This window comes from Nitrospira sp. CR1.1 (assembly GCA_014055465.1).
Taxonomy (GTDB): Bacteria; Nitrospirota; Nitrospiria; order Nitrospirales; family Nitrospiraceae; genus Nitrospira_A.
In genome coordinates this window covers 276,320-296,393 of the sequence record WIAF01000001.1, presented here as the reverse complement: position 1 = coordinate 296,393, position 20,074 = coordinate 276,320, and the positions used below count along the sequence as shown (strand labels likewise).

Annotated in this window: 17 protein-coding genes; 16 read left to right on the top strand and 1 reads right to left on the bottom strand. The window is 60.8% G+C overall.

The features are described 5' to 3' along the window. Nucleotides 1–54: 54 nt before the first annotated feature. Nucleotides 55–756: a hypothetical protein gene (locus GDA65_01425; GenBank protein MBA5861360.1), complete on the bottom strand. Its 702-nt coding sequence runs from the start codon at nucleotides 754–756 to the stop codon at nucleotides 55–57. Between the two features lie 344 nt (nucleotides 757–1,100). On the opposite strand from GDA65_01425, the gene GDA65_01420 reads away from it, so the two are divergent. The 16 genes from GDA65_01420 to GDA65_01345 all read left to right on the top strand — a co-directional run bounded on the left by GDA65_01420 (nucleotide 1,101) and on the right by GDA65_01345 (nucleotide 19,940). Next, nucleotides 1,101–2,348, top strand: coding sequence for an NAD(P)/FAD-dependent oxidoreductase (locus tag GDA65_01420; protein ID MBA5861359.1), 1,248 nt, complete (start codon nucleotides 1,101–1,103; stop codon nucleotides 2,346–2,348). A gap of 21 nt (nucleotides 2,349–2,369) precedes the next feature. Next, nucleotides 2,370–3,167 carry a TSUP family transporter gene (locus GDA65_01415; protein ID MBA5861358.1) on the top strand — a complete coding sequence of 266 codons (798 nt, stop codon included), beginning with the start codon at nucleotides 2,370–2,372 and terminating at the stop codon, nucleotides 3,165–3,167. A gap of 135 nt (nucleotides 3,168–3,302) precedes the next feature. Continuing rightward, nucleotides 3,303–4,328 carry a hypothetical protein gene (locus GDA65_01410; GenBank protein MBA5861357.1) on the top strand — a complete coding sequence of 342 codons (1,026 nt, stop codon included), beginning with the start codon at nucleotides 3,303–3,305 and terminating at the stop codon, nucleotides 4,326–4,328. Between the two features lie 123 nt (nucleotides 4,329–4,451). After that, on the top strand, nucleotides 4,452–4,640 hold the full coding sequence (locus GDA65_01405) for a DUF2892 domain-containing protein (protein ID MBA5861356.1): 189 nt from the start codon (nucleotides 4,452–4,454) through the stop codon (nucleotides 4,638–4,640). Further along, on the top strand, nucleotides 4,624–5,706 hold the full coding sequence (locus tag GDA65_01400) for an efflux RND transporter periplasmic adaptor subunit (GenBank protein ID MBA5861355.1): 1,083 nt from the start codon (nucleotides 4,624–4,626) through the stop codon (nucleotides 5,704–5,706). Before GDA65_01405 ends, GDA65_01400 begins: the two co-directional genes overlap by 17 nt. Nucleotides 5,707–5,741: 35 nt before the next feature. Then, nucleotides 5,742–9,026, top strand: coding sequence for an AcrB/AcrD/AcrF family protein (locus GDA65_01395; protein MBA5861354.1), 3,285 nt, complete (start codon nucleotides 5,742–5,744; stop codon nucleotides 9,024–9,026). Between the two features lie 308 nt (nucleotides 9,027–9,334). Continuing rightward, nucleotides 9,335–11,011 carry a phospholipid carrier-dependent glycosyltransferase gene (locus GDA65_01390; GenBank protein MBA5861353.1) on the top strand — a complete coding sequence of 559 codons (1,677 nt, stop codon included), beginning with the start codon at nucleotides 9,335–9,337 and terminating at the stop codon, nucleotides 11,009–11,011. A 316-nt stretch (nucleotides 11,012–11,327) separates the two neighbouring features. Next, a complete protein-coding gene (locus tag GDA65_01385; protein ID MBA5861352.1) occupies nucleotides 11,328–11,756 on the top strand; it encodes a hypothetical protein in 429 nt (142 codons plus the stop codon). Beyond that, nucleotides 11,753–12,934 carry a hypothetical protein gene (locus tag GDA65_01380; GenBank protein ID MBA5861351.1) on the top strand — a complete coding sequence of 394 codons (1,182 nt, stop codon included), beginning with the start codon at nucleotides 11,753–11,755 and terminating at the stop codon, nucleotides 12,932–12,934. Before GDA65_01385 ends, GDA65_01380 begins: the two co-directional genes overlap by 4 nt. 8 nt (nucleotides 12,935–12,942) lie before the next feature. Next, on the top strand, nucleotides 12,943–14,082 hold the full coding sequence (locus GDA65_01375) for an MlaE family lipid ABC transporter permease subunit (protein MBA5861350.1): 1,140 nt from the start codon (nucleotides 12,943–12,945) through the stop codon (nucleotides 14,080–14,082). Nucleotides 14,083–14,315: 233 nt separating this feature from the next. Beyond that, nucleotides 14,316–15,122, top strand: a complete 807-nt coding sequence (locus tag GDA65_01370) for an ATP-binding cassette domain-containing protein (protein MBA5861349.1) — start codon at nucleotides 14,316–14,318, stop codon at nucleotides 15,120–15,122. 10 nt (nucleotides 15,123–15,132) lie between these two features. Continuing rightward, nucleotides 15,133–16,095, top strand: a complete 963-nt coding sequence (locus tag GDA65_01365; GenBank protein MBA5861348.1) for an MCE family protein — start codon at nucleotides 15,133–15,135, stop codon at nucleotides 16,093–16,095. Then, nucleotides 16,046–16,753: a hypothetical protein gene (locus GDA65_01360; GenBank protein ID MBA5861347.1), complete on the top strand. Its 708-nt coding sequence runs from the start codon at nucleotides 16,046–16,048 to the stop codon at nucleotides 16,751–16,753. The genes GDA65_01365 and GDA65_01360 overlap by 50 nt, the downstream gene beginning before the upstream one ends. A gap of 59 nt (nucleotides 16,754–16,812) precedes the next feature. Continuing rightward, nucleotides 16,813–17,289, top strand: coding sequence for a hypothetical protein (locus tag GDA65_01355; protein MBA5861346.1), 477 nt, complete (start codon nucleotides 16,813–16,815; stop codon nucleotides 17,287–17,289). Between the two features lie 388 nt (nucleotides 17,290–17,677). Further along, the gene (gene glgP, locus GDA65_01350; GenBank protein ID MBA5861345.1) at nucleotides 17,678–19,399 is read left to right on the top strand and encodes an alpha-glucan family phosphorylase; all 1,722 of its coding nucleotides are present in this window, start codon (nucleotides 17,678–17,680) and stop codon (nucleotides 19,397–19,399) included. 4 nt (nucleotides 19,400–19,403) lie between these two features. Continuing rightward, nucleotides 19,404–19,940 carry a hypothetical protein gene (locus tag GDA65_01345; protein MBA5861344.1) on the top strand — a complete coding sequence of 179 codons (537 nt, stop codon included), beginning with the start codon at nucleotides 19,404–19,406 and terminating at the stop codon, nucleotides 19,938–19,940. The last annotated feature ends 134 nt before the right edge of the window (nucleotides 19,941–20,074 follow it).

Here is a 20,074-nt window from a genome sequence, read left to right as displayed (position 1 = left end):
TCCGGTGGACGTCCTGATCGCGCGGGAGCGCGAAGATCCTGTAGCGGAGAGTGGTTATCGTATCGCAGAAGTCGCCGATGGACGCAGCGCTTGGACCAGACGTTCGGCTTGGGCTTGGCTCGACAGAGCCAGTTTCATCACCACGCCGCACAACGTGAACACGACGGCATTCAGCAGGAAGAATACGAGGGCCAACGAGCCGGTCGTAAACGCCCAGGTTTCGGAGTCTGCCCGATTGCGGGCTAACACCCGGGATTCCTCGTCACCGATTTGGCCGGTGATGTTGTGGATTGTCTCCATCGTCCGATTCTGTTGATTCTGAGTCACGACTGATTTGGCAATCGGAAGTCCCTTGGCCCGCCGTGTGACAATGGCCTGGTCCAATTCGTCCGACCGTTGTTCGACCTGGGTGGCAAGATAGGCTACTCGGTCTTGCTGCATGGGATTGTCTCTGGTCAAACTGCCGATACGTCGAATCTGTTCCTCGAGCATGTTGATCGCTTCCCGGTACGATGCCAAATATTCCTCGGACCCAGTGATGAGGTATCCGCGCTGCTGGGTCTCTGCCCCCGTCACGATGCTCCTCACCCGTTCCAGCTCAATCAAGACCTGTTCACTCCTGGTCGCCCAATTATTCGAAGTTTTAACATGCATCAGGCTGAGGAAACAGGCGCCCACGAGGCCCTCGACCGCGAGGAATCCGACGATAAGGGCAATGAGGAGGCCTTTGCCGGCGCACATTCTACGGAACCACATACAATTTCCCCTGACAACACGTGTCTTATACGACTACCCACCCGTGGGTCCCTCTGTCAACCCGATAAAATACCGCCCGGGATCGGCAATGTGTCAAAGTGTTTCATCAAGATACGGCGCACATGTCTCCGCCCCGATCTCCACTGGCGATCGGCAAGACAGGAACAGCCGCAGGCGGCCTCCTTCCCGGTGAATCCAATTCAGTCCGTCGTGCCTCTTAACCAATGACCGCAGTCGCAGCCTGTGCGGGGACTCGGTTGATGGAGGCTGCGCGGATGGAGGCTGCGACGTGAACGGGTTCAAGAGCAGGTCAAACTGGCGGGTTGCTTTGAAGGAGGTACACCATGGCGAGGGTGGTTATTATCGGGGCATCGATCGGCGGGTTACCGGCAGCCTACGAAGCGCGCGAATTGTTGGCAAAGAAACACAAGGTCACGGTGATTTCCAACGTGGAGTCCTTTCACTTCGTGCCGTCAAACCCGTGGGTTGCGGTCGGATGGCGCACCCGGCAGGACATTAGTTTCGCGCTGGGACCGGTGCTGGAGAAAAAAGGGGTGGAGTACATCCATGCGACGGCAGACCGAATTGAGGCGGAACAGAATCGTGTCATCACGTCAAAGGGCGAAGTCCCGTATGACTATCTGATTATCGCGACCGGCCCGAAGCTGAATTTTGGTGCGGTGCCGGGGCTCGGCCCGAGCGGGTATACCCAGTCGGTCTGCAACGTGGACCATGCCGAGCAGGCCTGGGGAACCTATCAAGCATTTCTGAAGGATCCCGGCCCCATTGTGGTGGGCGCGGCGCAGGGCGCATCCTGCTTTGGTCCGGCGTATGAAATGGCGTTTATTCTCGATGCCGATCTTCGCCGGAAGAAACTCCGGAAGAAAGTTCCGATCTATTTCGTGACGCCGGAACCCTATATCGGCCACATGGGGCTGGCGGGGGTAGGCGCTTCGCGCCGGCTCATGGAAGATGAGTTTGCGGAGCACGCGATGCAGCCGATTTGTAATACGTCGATCAAGGAAGTGCAGGCGGGGAAGATGATTCTGGAGGGAGGGCAGGAGATCCCATTTCGATACTCGATGATCATCCCGCCCTTTGCGGGGGTGGATGCGGTGGCGGGAACGCCGGGACTGTGCAATCCCAAAGGGTTTGTGAATATCGATGCCTATCAGGCCAATCCCAGGTATAAAAATATCTATTCCGTCGGCGTCTGTGTGGCCATTCCTCCGGTGGAGCAGACGCCGGTTCCAACCGGCGCGCCGAAGACCGGATACATGATCGAGTCGATGGTGTCGGCGGCCGTGCACAACATCAAAGCCGATATCGATGGCGACACGAAACGTGAAACGGCGACCTGGAATGCGATCTGCCTGGCCGACATGGGCAATACCGGTGTGGCATTCGTGGCCCTGCCGCAAATGGCGCCGCGCAATGTGACCTGGGCGAAGAAGGGTAAATGGGTGCATCTGGCGAAAATCGCGCTGGAAAAGTACTTTCTGCGAAAAATGAAAAAGGGCGTGAGCGAGCCCTATTATGAAAAGGTCCTCTTGAAGGCGATGGGTATTGCGAAGCTGGAAGAGCCCGCGTGAGAGGGAGCTGGTAGAGTTCTCATGATTGAACAGGCTCTCCGCGCGATGTTGTCCGGGGTGCCGATCGGCCTGCAACTGGGTGCGACCGGAACAGGCGGCGCCATTCTCGGTGTGCCGCTGATGGTCTATATCGCTGGCATGTCCCTGCAGCAGGCGGCGGCCATGTCGCTGATGATCGTGGCTACGTCTTCGCTGGTCGGCGCCTGGGAGTATGGCCGGCAGGGGATGGTCAAGCCTAAAGCTGCGGCGGCATTCAGCTGGACGGGCATGATTGGATCGTGGGGCGGTGCGTTCGGACACCGCATGGTTCGAGAGGAAGTGCTGCTCATTCTGTTCGGATTGCTGCTCTTGCTGGTCAGGACCATCATGGCGCGCCAGCGGCGCCTCCTCGCCGGGCGCGTCGACGACGAGAGTTGCGCAACCCTCTTCCCCCGCACCTGTTGGCTGAAGGTCGGAGGAATTGGTCTGATCGTGGGGACTCTGAACGGGTTATTCGGTGTCGGCGGCGGTTTCATGGTGGTCCCGGCCTTGATTCTGGTCCTGGGCTTTCCCGCACGCGCGGCGATTGGCACCTCGCTCATGATCATAGGTCTGATCTCCATCGGCGGCGTGGTGGGACATCTGCAATTCGGTCATGTCGAGTGGAGCCTATTGGGGTATGTGCTGTTGGGCAGTGTGACCGGCATGCTGGCGGGTGTTCGCTCGGAGACCTGGGTGTCGCCGGCGGTGATGGGGCGGGTCACCGCCTCGGTCACGATGTCCATCGCCGGAACACTCATCGTGGTGAATCTTGCGAAGCTCGCCGGGTGGCTAGGCTGAACTTTGTTGACAGGCGGCGTATTCCGTCGGACTCTCAACGGAATGTCGCAGTGAGAACGGCGGCCTGTCCGGCAAGGGTCTGCAGTTATCGGAGTGGCGTGTTCCGTTCAAGATTCAAGCGGGCTCTCTATCTGAATGATGCCGTATCAGCGTGCCTTTCTCTCCGCCGGTTTCCCTGTGGCCTTGTGGATGGTGGCAGGACTGCACATGGCGACGCCGGACCGGGCGGCGCAAGCCGAATGGTCGGCTATCGCCGAGCAAAAAACCAGCTATACGACGGATGCATTTCAGTTTTCTTCTGCTCGCCGGCTCCGTTTGACGGAAGATCCCTCCCTGCCAACGGTGGTTTCGACAGACAAACCGCAGGATGTGATCTGGGAGCCGGGCCTGGAGGTCATCCACTCCACCCCCACGATGCAGGGAAAAAACGAACTGTCGGTGAAGGCTCAGGGCGCGATTTTCACCAACAATCCCATCTTCAACCATTCCGACTTTCGCATTCAGGACCGCGTTTCGCTCGATCAGGCCACGTCGCTTCTCCTTCGTTACCGATACGTGCCGAATCTCTTTCTCGGCCCGAATTTCGAGCGTCGCACCGGGACTCGTTCGATTCAGGAGGAACGAGTCAGTTCCCACCATTGGCGCGCCGAAGTCGAACGCCGCTTGTCGGACCAGGTAACCGGCGCGCTGATCACCCGGTTTGGGATCCGGCGCTACAACGATGTATTTGCGGAACGCAATACGAACTTCTGGACCGTCGGCCCGCGCCTGGACTATCACGCGAAGGAGTGGCTGACGCTGACGCTCTCGTATTTGTATGAGCGAGGCCTGGCGGATGGCCACAAGGAATCCCAATTTGCGGATGACGTATCCTACTATCTTCACATGGTCTCGGCCGGAACGGAGTTCCGGTTGCATCGCCAATGGGACCTCGGCTTGACCTATAGCCATCGCCGGAAGACGTTCACCAGCGGCATTGCCGGCGACACGCATGTCGATCGCGTAGACGTCACACACCAGGGGATTGCGGACCTGCGGTACCACCTCTCGGCTGCCGCGTCGGCTACGCTGTCGGTTCAGTACGGCAAACGTACGTCGACGAATGTCCTCAGGGACTTTCAAGATGCCATCGTCTCCATCGGCGGCCAGTATCGGTTCTGATGTCGTCCGGATTGCATCGTGACGGCCCTCGCAGGCTAAGTGATTGATCCGGTGTCGAAAATGAACTTCTGCCGAATCCTTTCTCTCCCTGACTACTCATATGGAATAAGAATGGAGGCTCAGATGAAGTTGAACGAGTGGCTTCGATTGATCGCCGGATTGTTCGTGTTGATGGCGGTCGTGCTGGGTGCAACGGTTCACCCCTCCTATCATTATTTCGCGGCCTTTGTTGCCGTGAATCTCATCCAGTCGTCATTCAGCGGCTGGTGCCCGATGATGGCTCTTTTGCGGAGGCTTGGTGTTCAAGAGTAAAGACAGCAGTCTGAGGATCGGAAGCCTGGCTGCCGCGCTGCTCCTGGCAGCGGGCTGCGGGCCCTCGCAGGAGCCGGCGAAACCCGGAGAGCCGCCGTCGGCAGCCGCTCCGCAGCCGCCGATCCAGGCTGCGGTCGTTGAGGTGAAGACCGGTCGCGTGCCGGTCAGCGTCGAGGTTACTGGGCAGGTCACCCCGGTGTATCAGGCCACGTTGGCCAGCCGGATTCAGGGCACGATCGACAATCTGCTAGTCCGTGAAGGCAGCGTCGTGCGCAGGGGCGACACGCTGGTTGTGCTGGACAATCGGGATCTGCAGGCGGAGTTGTCGCGGGTGACGGCGGAACTCGACAATGCCCGGGCGCAACGTGACCGGATGGAAGATCTCTATCGCAAAGATGCGGTTTCCAAGCAGGAATTGGAAAATTCCACGCGCACCTTCAGGGTCGCAGCGGCTGGTCGTAAGGCCGTGCTGGCACAGCTGAGGTACACCATCGTGAAGGCGCCCTTCGACGGGGTCATCACGGAGAAGAAGGTGGAGCGAGGAGAACTCGCTTCACCCGGGCAACCGCTTCTGAAAATGGAAGATCCTTTGCAGCTTCGACTGGAAGCCACGGTGGCTGAAAGTGATGTGCGAGTGGTCTCGGTCGGGTCATCACTGCCGGTGGTGATCGATGCGTTGGGCGCCGATCCGTTGAAGGGGAGGGTATCGCAAATGCTCCCTGCCGGTGATCCGCAAACCCATACGTTCACGATGAAGGTGGATCTTCCGGCCACCGCCGGGCTCAAGTCCGGCATGTTCGGGCGGCTGCGGCTCGAAAAGGGCGTCAGTACGACGCTGCTGCTGCCGAAGTCGTCGTTCATCGAGCGCGGTGAACTCGCCAGCTTGTTTGTTGTCGGGAGTGATCAGGTGGCGCGTCTTCGGTGGGTCAAAATCGGTCGCACGCTGGAGCAGGGCGTCGAGATTTTATCCGGTGTCGATGCCGGAGAGCGAGTGGTGGTGGAGGCCTCCAAGGGGCGCGATGGCGCGCCGGTGCAGGACATCACGAGGGTGGCGTTGCCCCAATGAACGGGTTCGGCGCGTACCCCTGCCGATGAGGTGGCATGAGTTCTGATTCGACCCAACGGCTTGGTGTCAGCGGTCGGCTCGCCGGGCTTTTTGTCGCGAGCAAACTCACCCCCCTGATCATCATTGCCAGCCTTCTCCTCGGTCTATTCGCTGTGCTGTCGACCCCGCGCGAAGAAGAGCCGCAGATCGTGGTGCCCATGGCTGATGTGTGGCTGCCGTTCCCCGGCGCTTCCGCGAAGATCGTTGAGGAACAGCTCACCAAGCCCATCGAGCGCAAACTCTCAGACATCAAGGCCGTCGAATACCTCTACTCGATTTCGCGGCCCGGCGGAGCGCTCATCATCGTGCGTTTCTATGTCGGCCAGCCGATGGAGCAGAGTCTGGTGGACCTCTATGACAAGTTGATGTCCAACCAGGACCTGTTGCCGCCCGGCGCCGCGCCCTTCCAAGTCAAGCCGCGGGACGTCAATGATGTCCCGATCGTGACCCTGACACTGTCGAGCGAGCGTTATTCGGATTTCCAGCTGCGTCAGTTGGGTGATCAGGTGCTGGAGGATGCGAAGAAAGTCCCCGGCACGGCGAGCGGTTTCGTGGTTGGCGGTCGTGGCCGCGAATTACGCGTGCAGATCGATCCGGCCCGGCTGAAAGCGTACGGACTGACGCCCTTGCGAGTGGCGAGCGTCATTCAGGGGGAGAATCTGTCGCTGCCTGCCGGCCGGTTTGAGAGTCGGAACGAAAGTTTTCTCGTCGAGACGGGTCGCTTCATCCGTTCAAAGGACGACCTTGATGGCGTGGTGGTCGGCGTGAACGAACAACGGCCGGTCTATCTGCGCCAGGTGGCGGAGGTGATCGACGGCCCCAGCGAAACGAATCAGTACGTGTGGTTTGGCGAGAACTCGAGAGGCGGCGCTTCATCTTCAGGGGAAGCGCCCGCCGTGACGGTGGCGATCGCCAAACAGGCCGGCACCAATGCCGTCACGGTGGCTGATGGCGTCATTCGCAAGGTTGAGGAGATGAAGGGGGGCCTGATTCCGGCCGATGTACGCGTCACGGTGACGCGCGACTACGGAGAGACCGCCGATGAGAAGGCCAATGAGTTACTCTGGCATCTCCTCATTGCCGTGGCGGCGGTCGTGGTCTTTCTGGGGTTGGCGCTGGGGCTGCGGCCAGCCCTTGCGGTCTCGATTGTGATCCCGCTGACGCTGGCGCTGACCCTGTGTATCTCCATGCTCATCGGGTACAGCATCAATCGCGTGACCTTGTTTGCGTTGATCTTTTCCATCGGCATCCTGGTGGACGATGCGATCGTGTTGGTGGAAAACACCTATCGGCATCTGACACTGGGGACACGGCCACATCGGGAAGCCTCGCTCTTCGCCGTTGATGAGGTCGGCAATCCGACGATTCTGGCAACCCTGACGGTGATTGCCGCCCTCCTGCCCATGGCCTTCGTCTCCGGTCTGATGGGGCCGTATATGCGTCCGATCCCCGTGAATGCTTCGATCGCCATGTTTGTGTCCCTGCTCGTCGCGTTCATTGTCATCCCCTGGTTCTGCCAGACCTGTTATCGGCCCGGTGTACACATGGCGGGCGTCGATCACAACTCGGTTGAGGAGAGCCGCAGTTATCGGTTGTATCGGCGGTTGCTCGCTCCGGTGTTGTCTCATCCGGCGATGGCCTATCTGGCGCTGGCAGTCATCGCGTTATTGTTGATCGGTTCGCTGCTGCTGTTCTGGACGCGTGATGTGGTGGTGAAAATGCTGCCGTTCGACAACAAAAGCGAACTGCAGCTGGTGATCGACATGCCGGAAGGCACAACGCTGGAAGAAACGGCCCGAACGACCAAGGCCCTGACGCAGTATGTGCGAACCATTCCCGAAATGCGCGATTACCAGGCCTATGTCGGCACCGCCTCGCCGTTTAATTTCAACGGCCTGGTCCGGCACTACTATCTGCGTGACCAGCCGCACGAAGCCGACATTCAAATCAATCTGGCGGCCAAGGATCGGCGGCAGGCGCAGAGTCACGACATCGCGCAACGGATTCGTCCGGCGGTCCAGGACATCGGACGGCGGTACGGGGCGAATGTGAAGGTGGTCGAAGTCCCGCCGGGCCCGCCGGTTCAGTCGGTGTTGGTCGCCGAGATTTACGGACCTGAGTACGACCGGCAGATCGAGATCGCCAGGGATGTTCGCCGGATGTTTGAGACGACGGCCGGCGTGGTCGATGTCGACGATTACCTGGAGGCGGACCAGGTCAAGTATGTGTTGACGGTCGACCGCGCGAAGGCGGCATTGGCGGGCATTCCGTCGGAGGAAATCGTGCGGACCCTGCGCCTCGCGCTGGAAGGCGTCGACGTCGGTCTGGTGCATATGCCCAAAGAGCAGCGTCCGGTGCAGGTAAAGCTACGCCTGCCGATCATCGAACGAACCGGTCTGGAACATCTCGGAGAAATCGCCCTGCGAACGACAGCGGGTCACATGGCGCCGCTCTCCGAACTGATCCGTGTCGAACACACCGTGCGCGAACAGGCCATCTATCACAAGAATCAGAAGCCGGTCGTCTATGTCATTGCGGATGTCGGCGGAACCGGCCCCGACAGGGGCGAGAGTCCGGTCTATGGCGTGATGGGCGTCGGGAAAAAATTGGAGCAGTACACGTTGCCGGAAGGGTACCGGATGGAGCAGCAGTATGCCGTGCAGCCCTGGTCGGAACAGCGATTCGCGATGAAGTGGGACGGCGAGTGGCATATTACCTATGAAACATTTCGAGACATGGGTATCGCATTCACGGCGGCGCTGTTGCTGATCTATCTGCTGATCGTGGCGCAATTCCAATCGTTTCTGACGCCGCTCGTCATCATGGCGCCCATCCCGCTCACGTTGATCGGCATTCTTCCGGGGCATTGGCTCACCGGATCGTATTTCACGGCCACGTCGATGATCGGGTTTATCGCTCTCGCCGGCATCATCGTGCGAAACTCAATTCTATTGGTGGATTTCATCCAGCACCAGGAAGCGGAGGGCGTTGCGGTGGTGGAGGCGGTCATTCGCGCGGGAGCCATTCGAACCCGTCCTATTCTGCTGACCGCTGCGGCGTTGATGGCCGGCGCCTTCGTTATCATTCTCGATCCGATCTTTCAGGGGCTGGCAGTCTCGCTGCTGTTCGGGGTGGGCGCCTCGACGGTGTTGACCCTGTTCGTCATCCCTGTGCTCTACTACCTGTGGATCGGCGATTCCCGGCCTGTATCTGTCTGCCCCTTGCCTCGAGCGGATCATATGGAAGCGCCACGACATGTCGTGGGCGACCGGCCGGGATGAGCCTGCGCCGATTGTCCTCCCGTCCGCCGCCGATCTCCGTTTTCAGTTTCCCTCTGTTTCCTCCACATCCGGTCGTGCCCGTCGCCATGATCCGTATCGCTGTCTCTCTGGAAAACAGCGCAAGGAAACTACGCAGTGTGGAACAGATGGTTGTTGCGACAGCGGCGAGGCCGGAAAAGGGCTTCTCAATGGCCCGGTGAAAATTTATACTGTGCCCCCTGGAGAAGAGTTGCGGCAACATTGCGCAGCCTGATGTGTGCCGGGTGCGGCATTCTGAGCGAGATGGAGCGGTGTCGGTTGGAGGCGTGATGAACCAGGCAGCGATGGACGAGCGTCAGGGGCAGACGGCAGGAAGCCGGCGGTATGTCGAGATGATGGTGCTGGCTCTTGTCGGCGGCTGGGCCTATTTTGCCAACCTCCACCTGTCGCTGCTGGAAGGCAGCGAAGGGCTGTATGCGGGCATCGCCGGAGAGATGGCCCGCCGGGGACAATTTTTCGACCTCACCTATCAAGGCATTCCCTACTTCAATAAGCCGCCGCTGTTTTTTTGGCTGCTCAATGTGTCGACATCAATCTGGGGAGACCACGAAATCGCCTTGCGCCTTCCCGGTTCGCTGGCCGCGGTGGGCACCATCCTGCTGACGTATGTGCTGGGGAGCCAGTTGATGTCGTCGAGAGCCGGGTTCTGGGCGGCGCTGGTGGTGGCCACCAGCCATGTTTTTATCTGGTATGGGCGCCGCGTGTTGTTCGACTCGACATTGACGTTTCTGGTCACCCTGGCTCTCTTCGCCTGGATTCAGGTTCAGATCCTGGGGCGCAGTTCACGATGGTATCTGGCCGCATTCCTCAGTATGGCACTCGGAGCGATGCTCAAGGAGATGCATGGATTTTTCCTGCCCCTTCTGATCATGGTTCTGTATGTCGTGATTCAACGCGACGCCCGGATGGTGCGCGACAGATTCTTCTGGATCGGCCTGGCAGGGGCCGTGGCCTTGCTGGCGTGGTACGCGCAACTTCTGAGTGCAGGGTACCAGCATCATTTTTTACTGGAGAGTGCCGTCAAATCCATCTGGAGTAGCGGCTTGTCCGGAGCGGCCGGAACTGCGAAGGACGGGCATCCTATCTACTGGTATCTGGGCATGATGTGGGCTGATTTTTTCCCCTGGTGCGCGCTGCTGCCCTCCGCCCTCGTGCTGTTGTGGGCACAGCGGCCGTTGCGCTCGCATCCCACGGAGCTGTTATTGCTGGTGTGGGTTCTGGGTCTTTTCACGGCGTTCAGCCTGGCCACGCTCAAACGGGAGCCCTATCTGACGACCATGGTGCCCGGCATCGGCTTGATGATCGGCTATTTGTATCATCGGTCCGGTTCTTCCTCCGAAGGCCCTGAGCCCATGTCTCCGTTGTTGAGAGTGTTCCTGGTGATCCTGGCCCTCGTCTTCATCGGGGGAATGTTCTTCGGCGCTGCACCGTTGCGCCGTCGTTGGCTCGTATCGGAACCGGTCGTGTCTCCTGTATTCGTCGTGATCATGGTCTCCCTGGCCGGGATGCTGCTGTATGCGGCCATCACAGCCCGTCTCCGGTTCGCGCTTCGTATGGTCGGTGTGCTTGCGGTGGCTTACGTAGTGCTGGTGGTGAACTATGTCTTTCCGGCGATCGATCAGGCTGCTTCACCGCGAAAGGCCACAGAAGAGCTCAAATCCATGGCGAAGGAAACGGGCCCCGCCATGTTTCTGTACATTCCCGGTTGGCCGAAGAACGAAGATGCCGTGTACTACCTGAAGCGGGACTCAGTGGTGCGTGATCTCCCTGATGAGGAAGCGGTGCGTCATGCAGTGCGTACGCAGGGGCCTATCCGGGTCATTACGGAAGAATCGCACCTGGTCTTCCTGCAAAGGCAGGCCGGACTGGCCGTCGAAACACTTCAGGAGTTCCGGCAGCCAGGCCGCAAGCATCTGTATCTGCTGTCCATCCAGGCGCAAGGCTGAGTCGGGTTTCTGCCTGTCTGATCTGTTGCATTCTGCCACAGGAGCGTAGGTCGTTTCTGTAGCAGACCTCCCCGATCCTGCCGCCGCACCTCGATCATCAGCGCGTATCCCGGTACCTAGGAGATACGGTTGACCGTGCCCCACGCTGACGCAGGGCAGGGCTCTATCCTTGCACGTCTCTGCCCAGAGCCGTGCATCTGTTCAGGAGTCGAGGCATGTGTGTCCGCCCTATGGTAGACCGGGACGGGGTATGCCTCGTCGCGGAGGATGATGCGGACCCGGCTATCAGGGTTCTGCCGTGAACGGAGGAGGGGACATGCATCCTATTCACCCGATGGTCGTTCACTTTCCCATCGCGCTGCTTCTGGCGAGCCTGTTGTTCGATCTGGCCGCGCTGCGATGGCGGGGGGAGGAGTTTCGATCGACGAGTCTCTCATTGCTGGCGCTCGGGGTCCTGGCCGCCTTGGCGGCCCTGCTCACCGGTCATGTCGCGGAAGACGCAGTCGAGCACAGTGGGAAGATTCCGAAGCAGGCGATCGAAACGCATGAAGAACTGGCATTCGCGGTCTTTTGGGTGTTTGCCGGCCTCCTGGGGGTGAGGATGCTCTCCTATTGGGGATGGATGCGGGAGCGCTCGCTACTGGTGCTGTTTCTCGGTGTGGGTGGTTCGGTGCTGCTCCTCGTCGCCAGTTATTACGGCGGCGAACTGGTCTATCGCTACGGCGCAGGAGTCCTATCACGATGAACATCATCGGCGTCATCACTCGCGTCGTCCTTCTCACGGTGGTGAGTCTCGGTGTGCCGTCTGTTTCTGCGGAGACTCCCAACGCCCGGTCGCCGCTTGACGGGAGAGCGGTGTTGCGGGCGGGACAGGTGGTGCAGGGTGATTACTTTGCGGTCGGTCCGCACGTTGAAATCTCCGGCATCGTGAACGGGGATCTGTATGCGGCGGGTGGTGAAGTGATTGTGGATGGCGTCGTGAACGGGGATGTGATCGTGGCGGGGGCCAAGGTCGTGTTGTCCGGCACGATCGCCCAGGATGCCCGCGTGGCCGGCGCGCACATTACTGTCAGCGGGGCCATCGGCAGAAACGCCACCCTCGGCGGTGTCGATGTCCATCTGACAGAGAAGGCGACCGTGCGGGAGAATCTTATCGTAGGCGGCGGCTTTGTGCAGCTTGCCGGAGCGATCGGCCGCGATGCAAGGGTGGGCGCGTGGCAGGCGACTTTCTCCAATGGGATCGAACGGGATGTCATCGTCGCAGCTGAGTCTGTGCGTCTGACATCGAAGGCATCGGTCGGCGGGCGGCTGCGGTATTGGGGTGAGGCTGCTCCTTCCATTGACGAGGAGGCCGTCGTGCAGGGGCCGATCACGCGTCGCCCCTTGCCCGAGGGGTGGAGCGTCGAACGGGCTCGCCAGGGACTGATCGGGATGCGATTTCTGGCGGCCTTCGTCAGTTTCCTCTCCACGTTATGTTTGGGATTGATCCTCTTGCGACTATTCCCGCAGTTTTCCGGGGAGGCTGCGGCGGCCATACGCGAGCGTCCGGGGGCTTCCCTGGGATGGGGTTTGGCCGCGTCGGTCGCCGCGCCCATCGTCGCCATCAGTTTCGTGGTCACGGTGCTGGTGCTGCCGGCGGGAGTGATTCTGCTCGCGCTGTACGGCGTGACGGCGTATCTGGCGAGAATCTTTGCCATCACCTATGCGGGACAATTCCTGTTTCGCCGGCCGGGCGATTCGTCCTCCTTGGCCCGGCCGTTTCTGGCGGGGCTGGTGTTGTATTCACTCCTGACGTTCGTGCCGGTCGTCGGAAACCTGCTGACCCTGGTCGCCGTGATTGTTGGCTTCGGCGCGTTATTGGTAGCGGGGAGGCAGCGTCTCGCGGTTTCGCAGGATCAGGACCCGGTGCAACGCGTGTACTGAAGCAGGTTATGAATCGCCCTCACATCACGGAGTCTCCGGGGGAGTCGGCTGCGGTGACCTTCGTGGACCGCCGAACCCTGCGGTGTCGTGGCTCGTGGACGATGTCCGGGGTTGGGCGAGTCGAACAGGCCCTCGGGGTGATGGAGTGGCCTGCCGGTGGTGCGTTGAGATTTGAGGGAAGCGGGATACAGGCCTTCGATACGGGCGGGGCTGTGTTGTTGTCCCGGGCGGTCATGGAAGCCCGGCGGCGCGGCTGTGAGGTGACGGTCGAAGGGTTGCGGTCAGAACATGCGCAGCTCATGAGCCTGGTGTCGGCCCACTGGGACGCCATGATGGCCCATGTGGCTGCGCGGCCGAACGGCGCGACGCGGCTCCGATCGTCGATCAGCAATCTGGTCGCCGGACTCCTGCGGGGATTGGAGTTTATCGGCGACAGTTCAATCGCGCTGCTGCGCGTGTGTTCGTCGCCTGCGCGCCTGCGCTGGCGCAGTGCGTTGAACAGCCTTCGGCTCGACGGGGTCAATGCCCTGCCGATTACCGGGCTGCTGACGTTTCTGATCGGGGTCGTGATCGCCTACCAGGGTGCCGAGCAATTACGGAAGTTCGGCACCAATATTTTTATCGTGGATCTGGTGGGGATTTCGTTGCTGCGCGAAATTGCGCCGCTGATCGCAGCCATTTTGATCGCCGGACGGTCAGGGTCGGCCTATGCGGCACACATCGGCACGATGAAGGTGACGGAAGAGCTGGACGCGTTGCGCACGTTCGGGTTGTCGCCCACCGAACTGCTGGTCTTGCCGCGGATGCTCGCGTTGGTCGTGGCGTTGCCGTTGCTGACCGTCTATGCCGATGTGCTGGGTGTGTTCGGCGGCATGTTGATCGCGTCGAATCAGCTGAACGTGAGCTTCACGGCGTTTCTTGAACGGTTCGAGGAGGCGGTGGCCTTGCGGCATTTTCTGATCGGCATCGGCAAGGCGCCGTTTTTTGCCGTCATCATTGCGATGGCCGGCTGTTATCAGGGCTTTCAGATCCGAGGCGGCGTGGATGATGTGGGGCGGCATACGACGATCAGCGTGGTGCAGAGCATTTTTCTGGTGATCATTTTCGACGCGATGTGCAGCATTTTGCTGAACTGGTGGAACCTGTAGCCCGGACCACTCATGAATACCTGCTGCGGCATCCGATACTTTCGTCCGGCAGGGCGTTTCTCGTTCGGCCTCCTCAACGTATCGCGGATACGCCTGCGTCGGCCTCGCTTGCGAGACGCCCTGGCGGACTTCGGTCTCGGATGCCTCGCGACGGCATTCATGAGTAGTCCGGGCTACCAAGATGTTGAAATCCGTTCTCCGGCCCGACCTAATCTTGGGGAGTGACAGGTGTCATGTCTGTAGCTGTGCAAACTGAGGCTCCCGTGATCGAGGTCAGCCATGTCTCGACGCAATTCGGGCCGGCGGTTGTGCATCAGGATGTGAGCCTCACCGTTGTGAAAGGCGAGGTCTTCGCCATTGCGGGCGGCAACGGTTGCGGAAAATCCACGCTCTTGCGCGAAATCATCGGACTGCTGACTCCTGCTGCCGGAACGATCAGCCTGCTGGGCTGCGACAGCCGCGAGCTTCAACAGATCGACGGGGGCTCCTTGCATCGCCGCTTCGGCGTGATGTTCCAACATGGGGCGTTGTTCAGTTCCATGACGTTGGCGGACAACGTTGCCGTGCCCTTACGGGAGCACACGTCGCTGAGTGCCGGGCTCATCCGGGAGATCGTGGCCTTAAAAATCGCCCTGGTCGGCTTAACGCCTGACAGTGCCGCGAAATTCCCGCGCGAACTCAGCGGCGGCATGAGGCGGCGCGCCGCGTTGGCCCGCGCTATTGTCATGGACCCTGAGCTGTTGTTCCTCGACGAACCCACGGCCGGGTTGGATCCGATGATCGCCGCCGGCTTTGATGAGTTGGTGCTTGACCTGAAGCGATTGTTAGGGCTGACCGTCGTGATGGTCACCCATGATCTTGATTCGTTGTGGCGCATCGCGGATCGAGTGGCGGTGCTGGGAGAGGGGCATGTGCTGGGTATGGGGACCATGGAGCATCTGGCGGCCTCGGACGACCCGGCCGTCCGGAATTATTTTCACGGTCCGCGGGGGCGCGCCGCGAATCTGAACCACAACGGGAGGGCGCTGCCTCGCGAATGAGAGGTGCCGGATGGAACCGAAGGTCAACTATATCGTCGTCGGCGCATTCGTCCTCTTGCTGGGCGCCACGGTGCTCGGCGCGGTTCTCTGGCTGGGAAAGACGGATTACCGCGGCGTCTATGACCGGTATGTTGTCTATACGAGGGAATCCGTCGCCGGACTCGGCGTCGATTCGACCGTGAAGTATCGCGGAGTGGACGTCGGGCGGGTGAAGGAAGTCATTCTCAATCCCGAGAATTCCGAAGAGGTTCGAATTCTACTGGACATTGTCGGCGGCACGCCTGTCAAAACGGATACCCAAGCAGTTCTGGTGACGCAAGGACTCACGGGATTGGTCACGCTCAATCTGACAGGAGGAACGAGAGACGCGCCGCCGTTGATGCCCGTTGCGGGACAGATGCATCCGGTCATCCAGAGCGTTCCCTCCTTGTTCGGCCGTCTGGACGGGGCGCTGGCCAAACTCTTGGCGGACCAGGGACTGGCGAATCTGGCGGCCAATTTGAATGGCCTCGCACAGAATGCGTCTCTCGTCTTGGATGAAGAGAATCGCGCGCGCTTCGGGCAGATCCTGAAAGACGTGGCAGAGGTCACGAAGGTGCTGGCGGCCCGGAGCGGTCAGGTGGACCGCGGAGCGCAGCACGCAGCGGAGGCGGCCGAGCGGACCGCACGCCTGACGGAGCACCTGGGAACACAGGTGCCGGCGCTCCTGGATCGCATGGGCAAAAGCGCCGCCGCGCTGCAACAGATGACGGCGGAGGTGGCGCGAACGAGCCGTGAAGTCGGGGAGACGGTCGTTGCCAGCAAGCCGGGTATTGAGCAATTCTCCCGGGAGACGCTGGCAGACGCAGGGCTTCTGGTCAGTGAATTACGGCAACTCACGGCCACGATGAATCGAGTGGCGCAACAAGTCGAACGTCAGCCGAATGTGTTGGTGCTCGGCCGACAGGGGCAGCGCAAGGGACCTGGCGAATAGAGGACACGTCGTGCGCCTTCGTCGCGTGGTGGCATGGTTGGGCATGGTGATGGCGGCCTGCGCAGCCAGCGCCTGTGTGCTGCCGGGGTCGGAAGACAAACCGGTCCGCACCTTTGTGTTGATGAAAGAGGCGGTGGATCGGGAAGCGGCCTCACGCGGCGCACAGACCGGCATTCATGGGGTGTTGGTCGTCGGGGTGCCGCAGGCAGCGGCCGGATTCGAGCAGCCGCGCATCGCCTATCTGCGGCAGCCGTCTGAAGTGAGTTACTACGCCACCCATGTGTGGGTCGACACGCTCTCACGCATGGTGATGCCCCTGGTGGTTCGGTCCCTGGAAAGCACGGGCTTCTGGCGGGTCGTGGCGCCGATGCCCACCGGGATCAGGGGCGACTATCACCTGGATCTCTCCGGTCTGCTCGTGCAGCAGGAGTTTCTGCAGCAGCCCAGCCGGAGTCGGGTGCAGTTGCGGGCACAGTTACTGGATGTCAAAGCGCAGCGTGTCCTGGGCGCCAGGAATTTTGAGGCAGTCGAGCCGGCCCCGACCGAGGATGCCTATGGCGGGGTGCTGGCAGCAGATCGTGCGGTGGCAACTGTGTTGGCCACGGTGAACGAATGGGTAACGTCCTGTCTCCGAGGATCGGGGCGAGAACCCTGTTGATCGCCCCGCCGCCGGCAGGACATGGTGATGGAGCCGTATAGACAGAACGGGTCTCGGGTATGCGCACCGCGCTGAGGGTTGGATTCAGCTTCGGACTGACCTCCGGTGTGATCACCACGCTCGGCTTGATGGTCGGGCTGCACGCGGGCACCCGTTCCATGCCTGCGGTGTTGGGCGGGATTCTCACCATCGCGCTGGCCGATGCCATGTCCGACGCATTGGGTATCCATGTGGCGGAAGAATCCAAAAACCATGGGAACACGCAGGACATCTGGGCGTCGACGGTGGCGACGTTTGTGGCCAAGTTCATCATCGCCGCGACCTTCGCCGTTCCCGTGCTGCTCATGCCGTTGGATCTTGCCGTTGCGGCCAGCCTTCTCTGGGGGCTGACGCTCTTGGCGGTGCTCAGTTATGTCCTGGCGCGCGCGCAACGGGTGCCTCCCTGGAAAGTGATTGGAGAGCATGTGGTCATCGGCCTCGCGGTCGTGGCCATGACGCATTATCTCGGTGTTTGGGTCCGGTTGACGTTCGGGTGAGGCCTGATCATGAAGGGGATTCGGTCAGCATGGACATGGAGACGCCATGGCCTAAAGCGGGAATCGACCGCCGTTGCGGTGCGATCGAAGCCAACCTCGGCGGCTACCGCAGTCTCATGACCGGCGAGGCGTATGAGGAATTGGCCTCGCTGGCACAACGGTGACAGGCAGGCGGACGGTATGGTTCGGGAAAGACCAGGCAGGACCTGTATCTGAAGGTCAATGAATGCTGTGCCAAGGCGCTGGGCAGCGAGTGCGTCATCTGCTCCGCCACCCCGGCGAGCGCGGGGAGTTCGCCGGGCCGGACGCGACCAGGTGCGCCGGCATGTTCTGATGGCCCGCCGATGCGCGATGAACTGCGGTTGATCACACAGGTCCTGAACGCCCGATGATCCATTCACACAGCCATACGCGGGTGGTCTATTTTTCGATGGAGATCGGCCTCAGTCCCGTCATGCCCACCTATGCCGGAGGATTGGGCGTGCTGGCAGGCGACACGATCCGCAGCGCCGCCGACCTGGGCGTGCCGATGGTCGGAGTGACGCTGTTGCATCGGCGCGGATATTTCTACCAACGTCTCGATCGAGCGGGATGGCAGTCGGAAGAGCCGGTGGCCTGGACGATCAATGATTTTGCCGAGCCGTTGGAACCGCGCGTGTCCGTCGAGATCGAGGGGCGAGTGGTGCAAATCCGTGCCTGGCGCTATCCCGTCACCGGCATGTCCTGCCATACCGTTCCCGTCTACTTGCTCGACACGGATCTTCCGGACAACAGCCCCTGGGACAGGACCATCACGGATTCGCTCTACGGGGGCGATGCGCACTATCGATTGTGTCAGGAAATGGTGCTCGGGTTCGGCGGGTTTGCGATGTTGCAAGCTCTGGGGCACGACCACGTCGATCGCTACCACCTCAACGAAGGGCATGCAGCCTTGCTGGTACTGGCCTTGATCGAAGCCGAGATCGGCGCCCAGCCGCGAAACGGAGAAGTGCCTCCGGAAGTGATCGAGAAAGTGCGGGAGCGCTGCGTGTTCACTACCCATACGCCGGTGCCGGCCGGCCACGATCAATTCTCCGCCGAGCTGGCGCGCCGGATATTGGGGCAACGCCGCTGCGACCTGCTCCAGGCCTGCCAACATCAAAGCGCGTTGAACATGACGTTGCTGGCCCTGCGCGGCTCGCGATATATCAACGGCGTGGCCATGCGGCATGGCGAGGTGTCCCATTCCCTGTATCCCGGCTACCCGATCCATTCGATTACGAACGGAGTGCATGCCGTCGCCTGGGCGGCCCCGGCTTTTCAGAATCTGTACGACCGCCACCTGCCTGACTGGCGGTACGACCACCTCTCGCTTCGTTACGCCATCAGTATTTCCGAGACGGAAATTTGGAGCGCCCATCGGGAGGCCAAACTGGCGTTGGTCGATGAGGTCAATCGCGAGACCAACGCCGGTTTCGATCGGGATGTGTTCACGATCGGCTTCGCTCGGCGGGCCACCGCGTACAAGCGGGGGATGTTGTTGTTTCGCGATGTCGAACGGTTGCAGCGCTTGGGAAAACAGGTGGGCCCGATCCAATTCGTCTTCGCGGGCAAGGCGCATCCGCAGGACCAGGACGGGAAGGAGATGATCCGGCGCATTCATGCCATGCGCGGGCAACTCTCGGTGGCGTATCTGGCCAATTACGATATGACATTGGCCAGGTTGTTGTGCGCGGGCGTCGACGTGTGGCTGAACACGCCGCTCCCGCCGATGGAAGCGTCAGGCACCAGCGGAATGAAGGCGGCGATGAACGGCGTTCCGAGCCTGAGTGTTCTGGATGGCTGGTGGGTCGAGGGGCATATCGAAGGGGTGACCGGCTGGTCGATCGGGGAGAAAGTCGAAACCTGCGCCTCCCCGCCGGAACAGATGGAGGCCTGCCATGCCGCCGCTCTGTATGACAAACTCGAACAGCACGTCCTGCCCTGCTTCTACAAGGATCGGGACAGATTCATCGACATCATGAAGCACGCGATTGCGATCAACGGGGCGTTTTTCAACACGCAGCGCATGGTCGGACAATACCTGCGCAATGCCTATCGATTGGTGGATCAGGCCGGCAGTGGAGCATAGCCGCATGGCTCAGAATCACGACACCATGCAGTCCGACTACAATCATCTCTTGACGCTCTGGACCTCCGGCGTGCGGGATTACCACACCATGTTGTCGGATTATCTGACGGCCAATTCCATTTTTGTCGCCGTCATCGGGTTACTCGTGTCGCGTGAATCCCTGGCCTTGCCCTTCACGCTGGTCATTGTGTTGCTGAGCACCATCGGCATTCTTATGAGCGCGCAGATGGCGATTGTCCTGGGCCGGTTTTCCGGGCAGAACGCCTTGTGGGAATGGCAACTGCGGGGCATTGAATCCATGCCGGACTGGCAGGACCGGAAACCGGTCAGCAGTCTCTACCGGCTGCGCGAACATCGTGAAACGATTGTGGATGAAACGAATGAGCCGCGCACGTTCGCGCCCTCCTGGGCGTTCCGTCAACATCGCCAGTGGTGGGCGCATCGGGCGATCAGCTTCCCCTGGTTTTTCGGCACGGTCTATGGCCTCTTTCTGTTGTGGGGCGTGACACAGATGGCGAGGTCGAGCATGACATTCTGGTAATCCCCCGCCTTGCGTCCGGTCGTGTGTGCGGCCTCCTCCCGTTCTGCCGCGGCAGTCGTCATCGCCCGCCTCCTCGATCGGATCCGCACATGAGATATGGATGAAGACCACATGAAGAAGTCTTCATGAAGGCG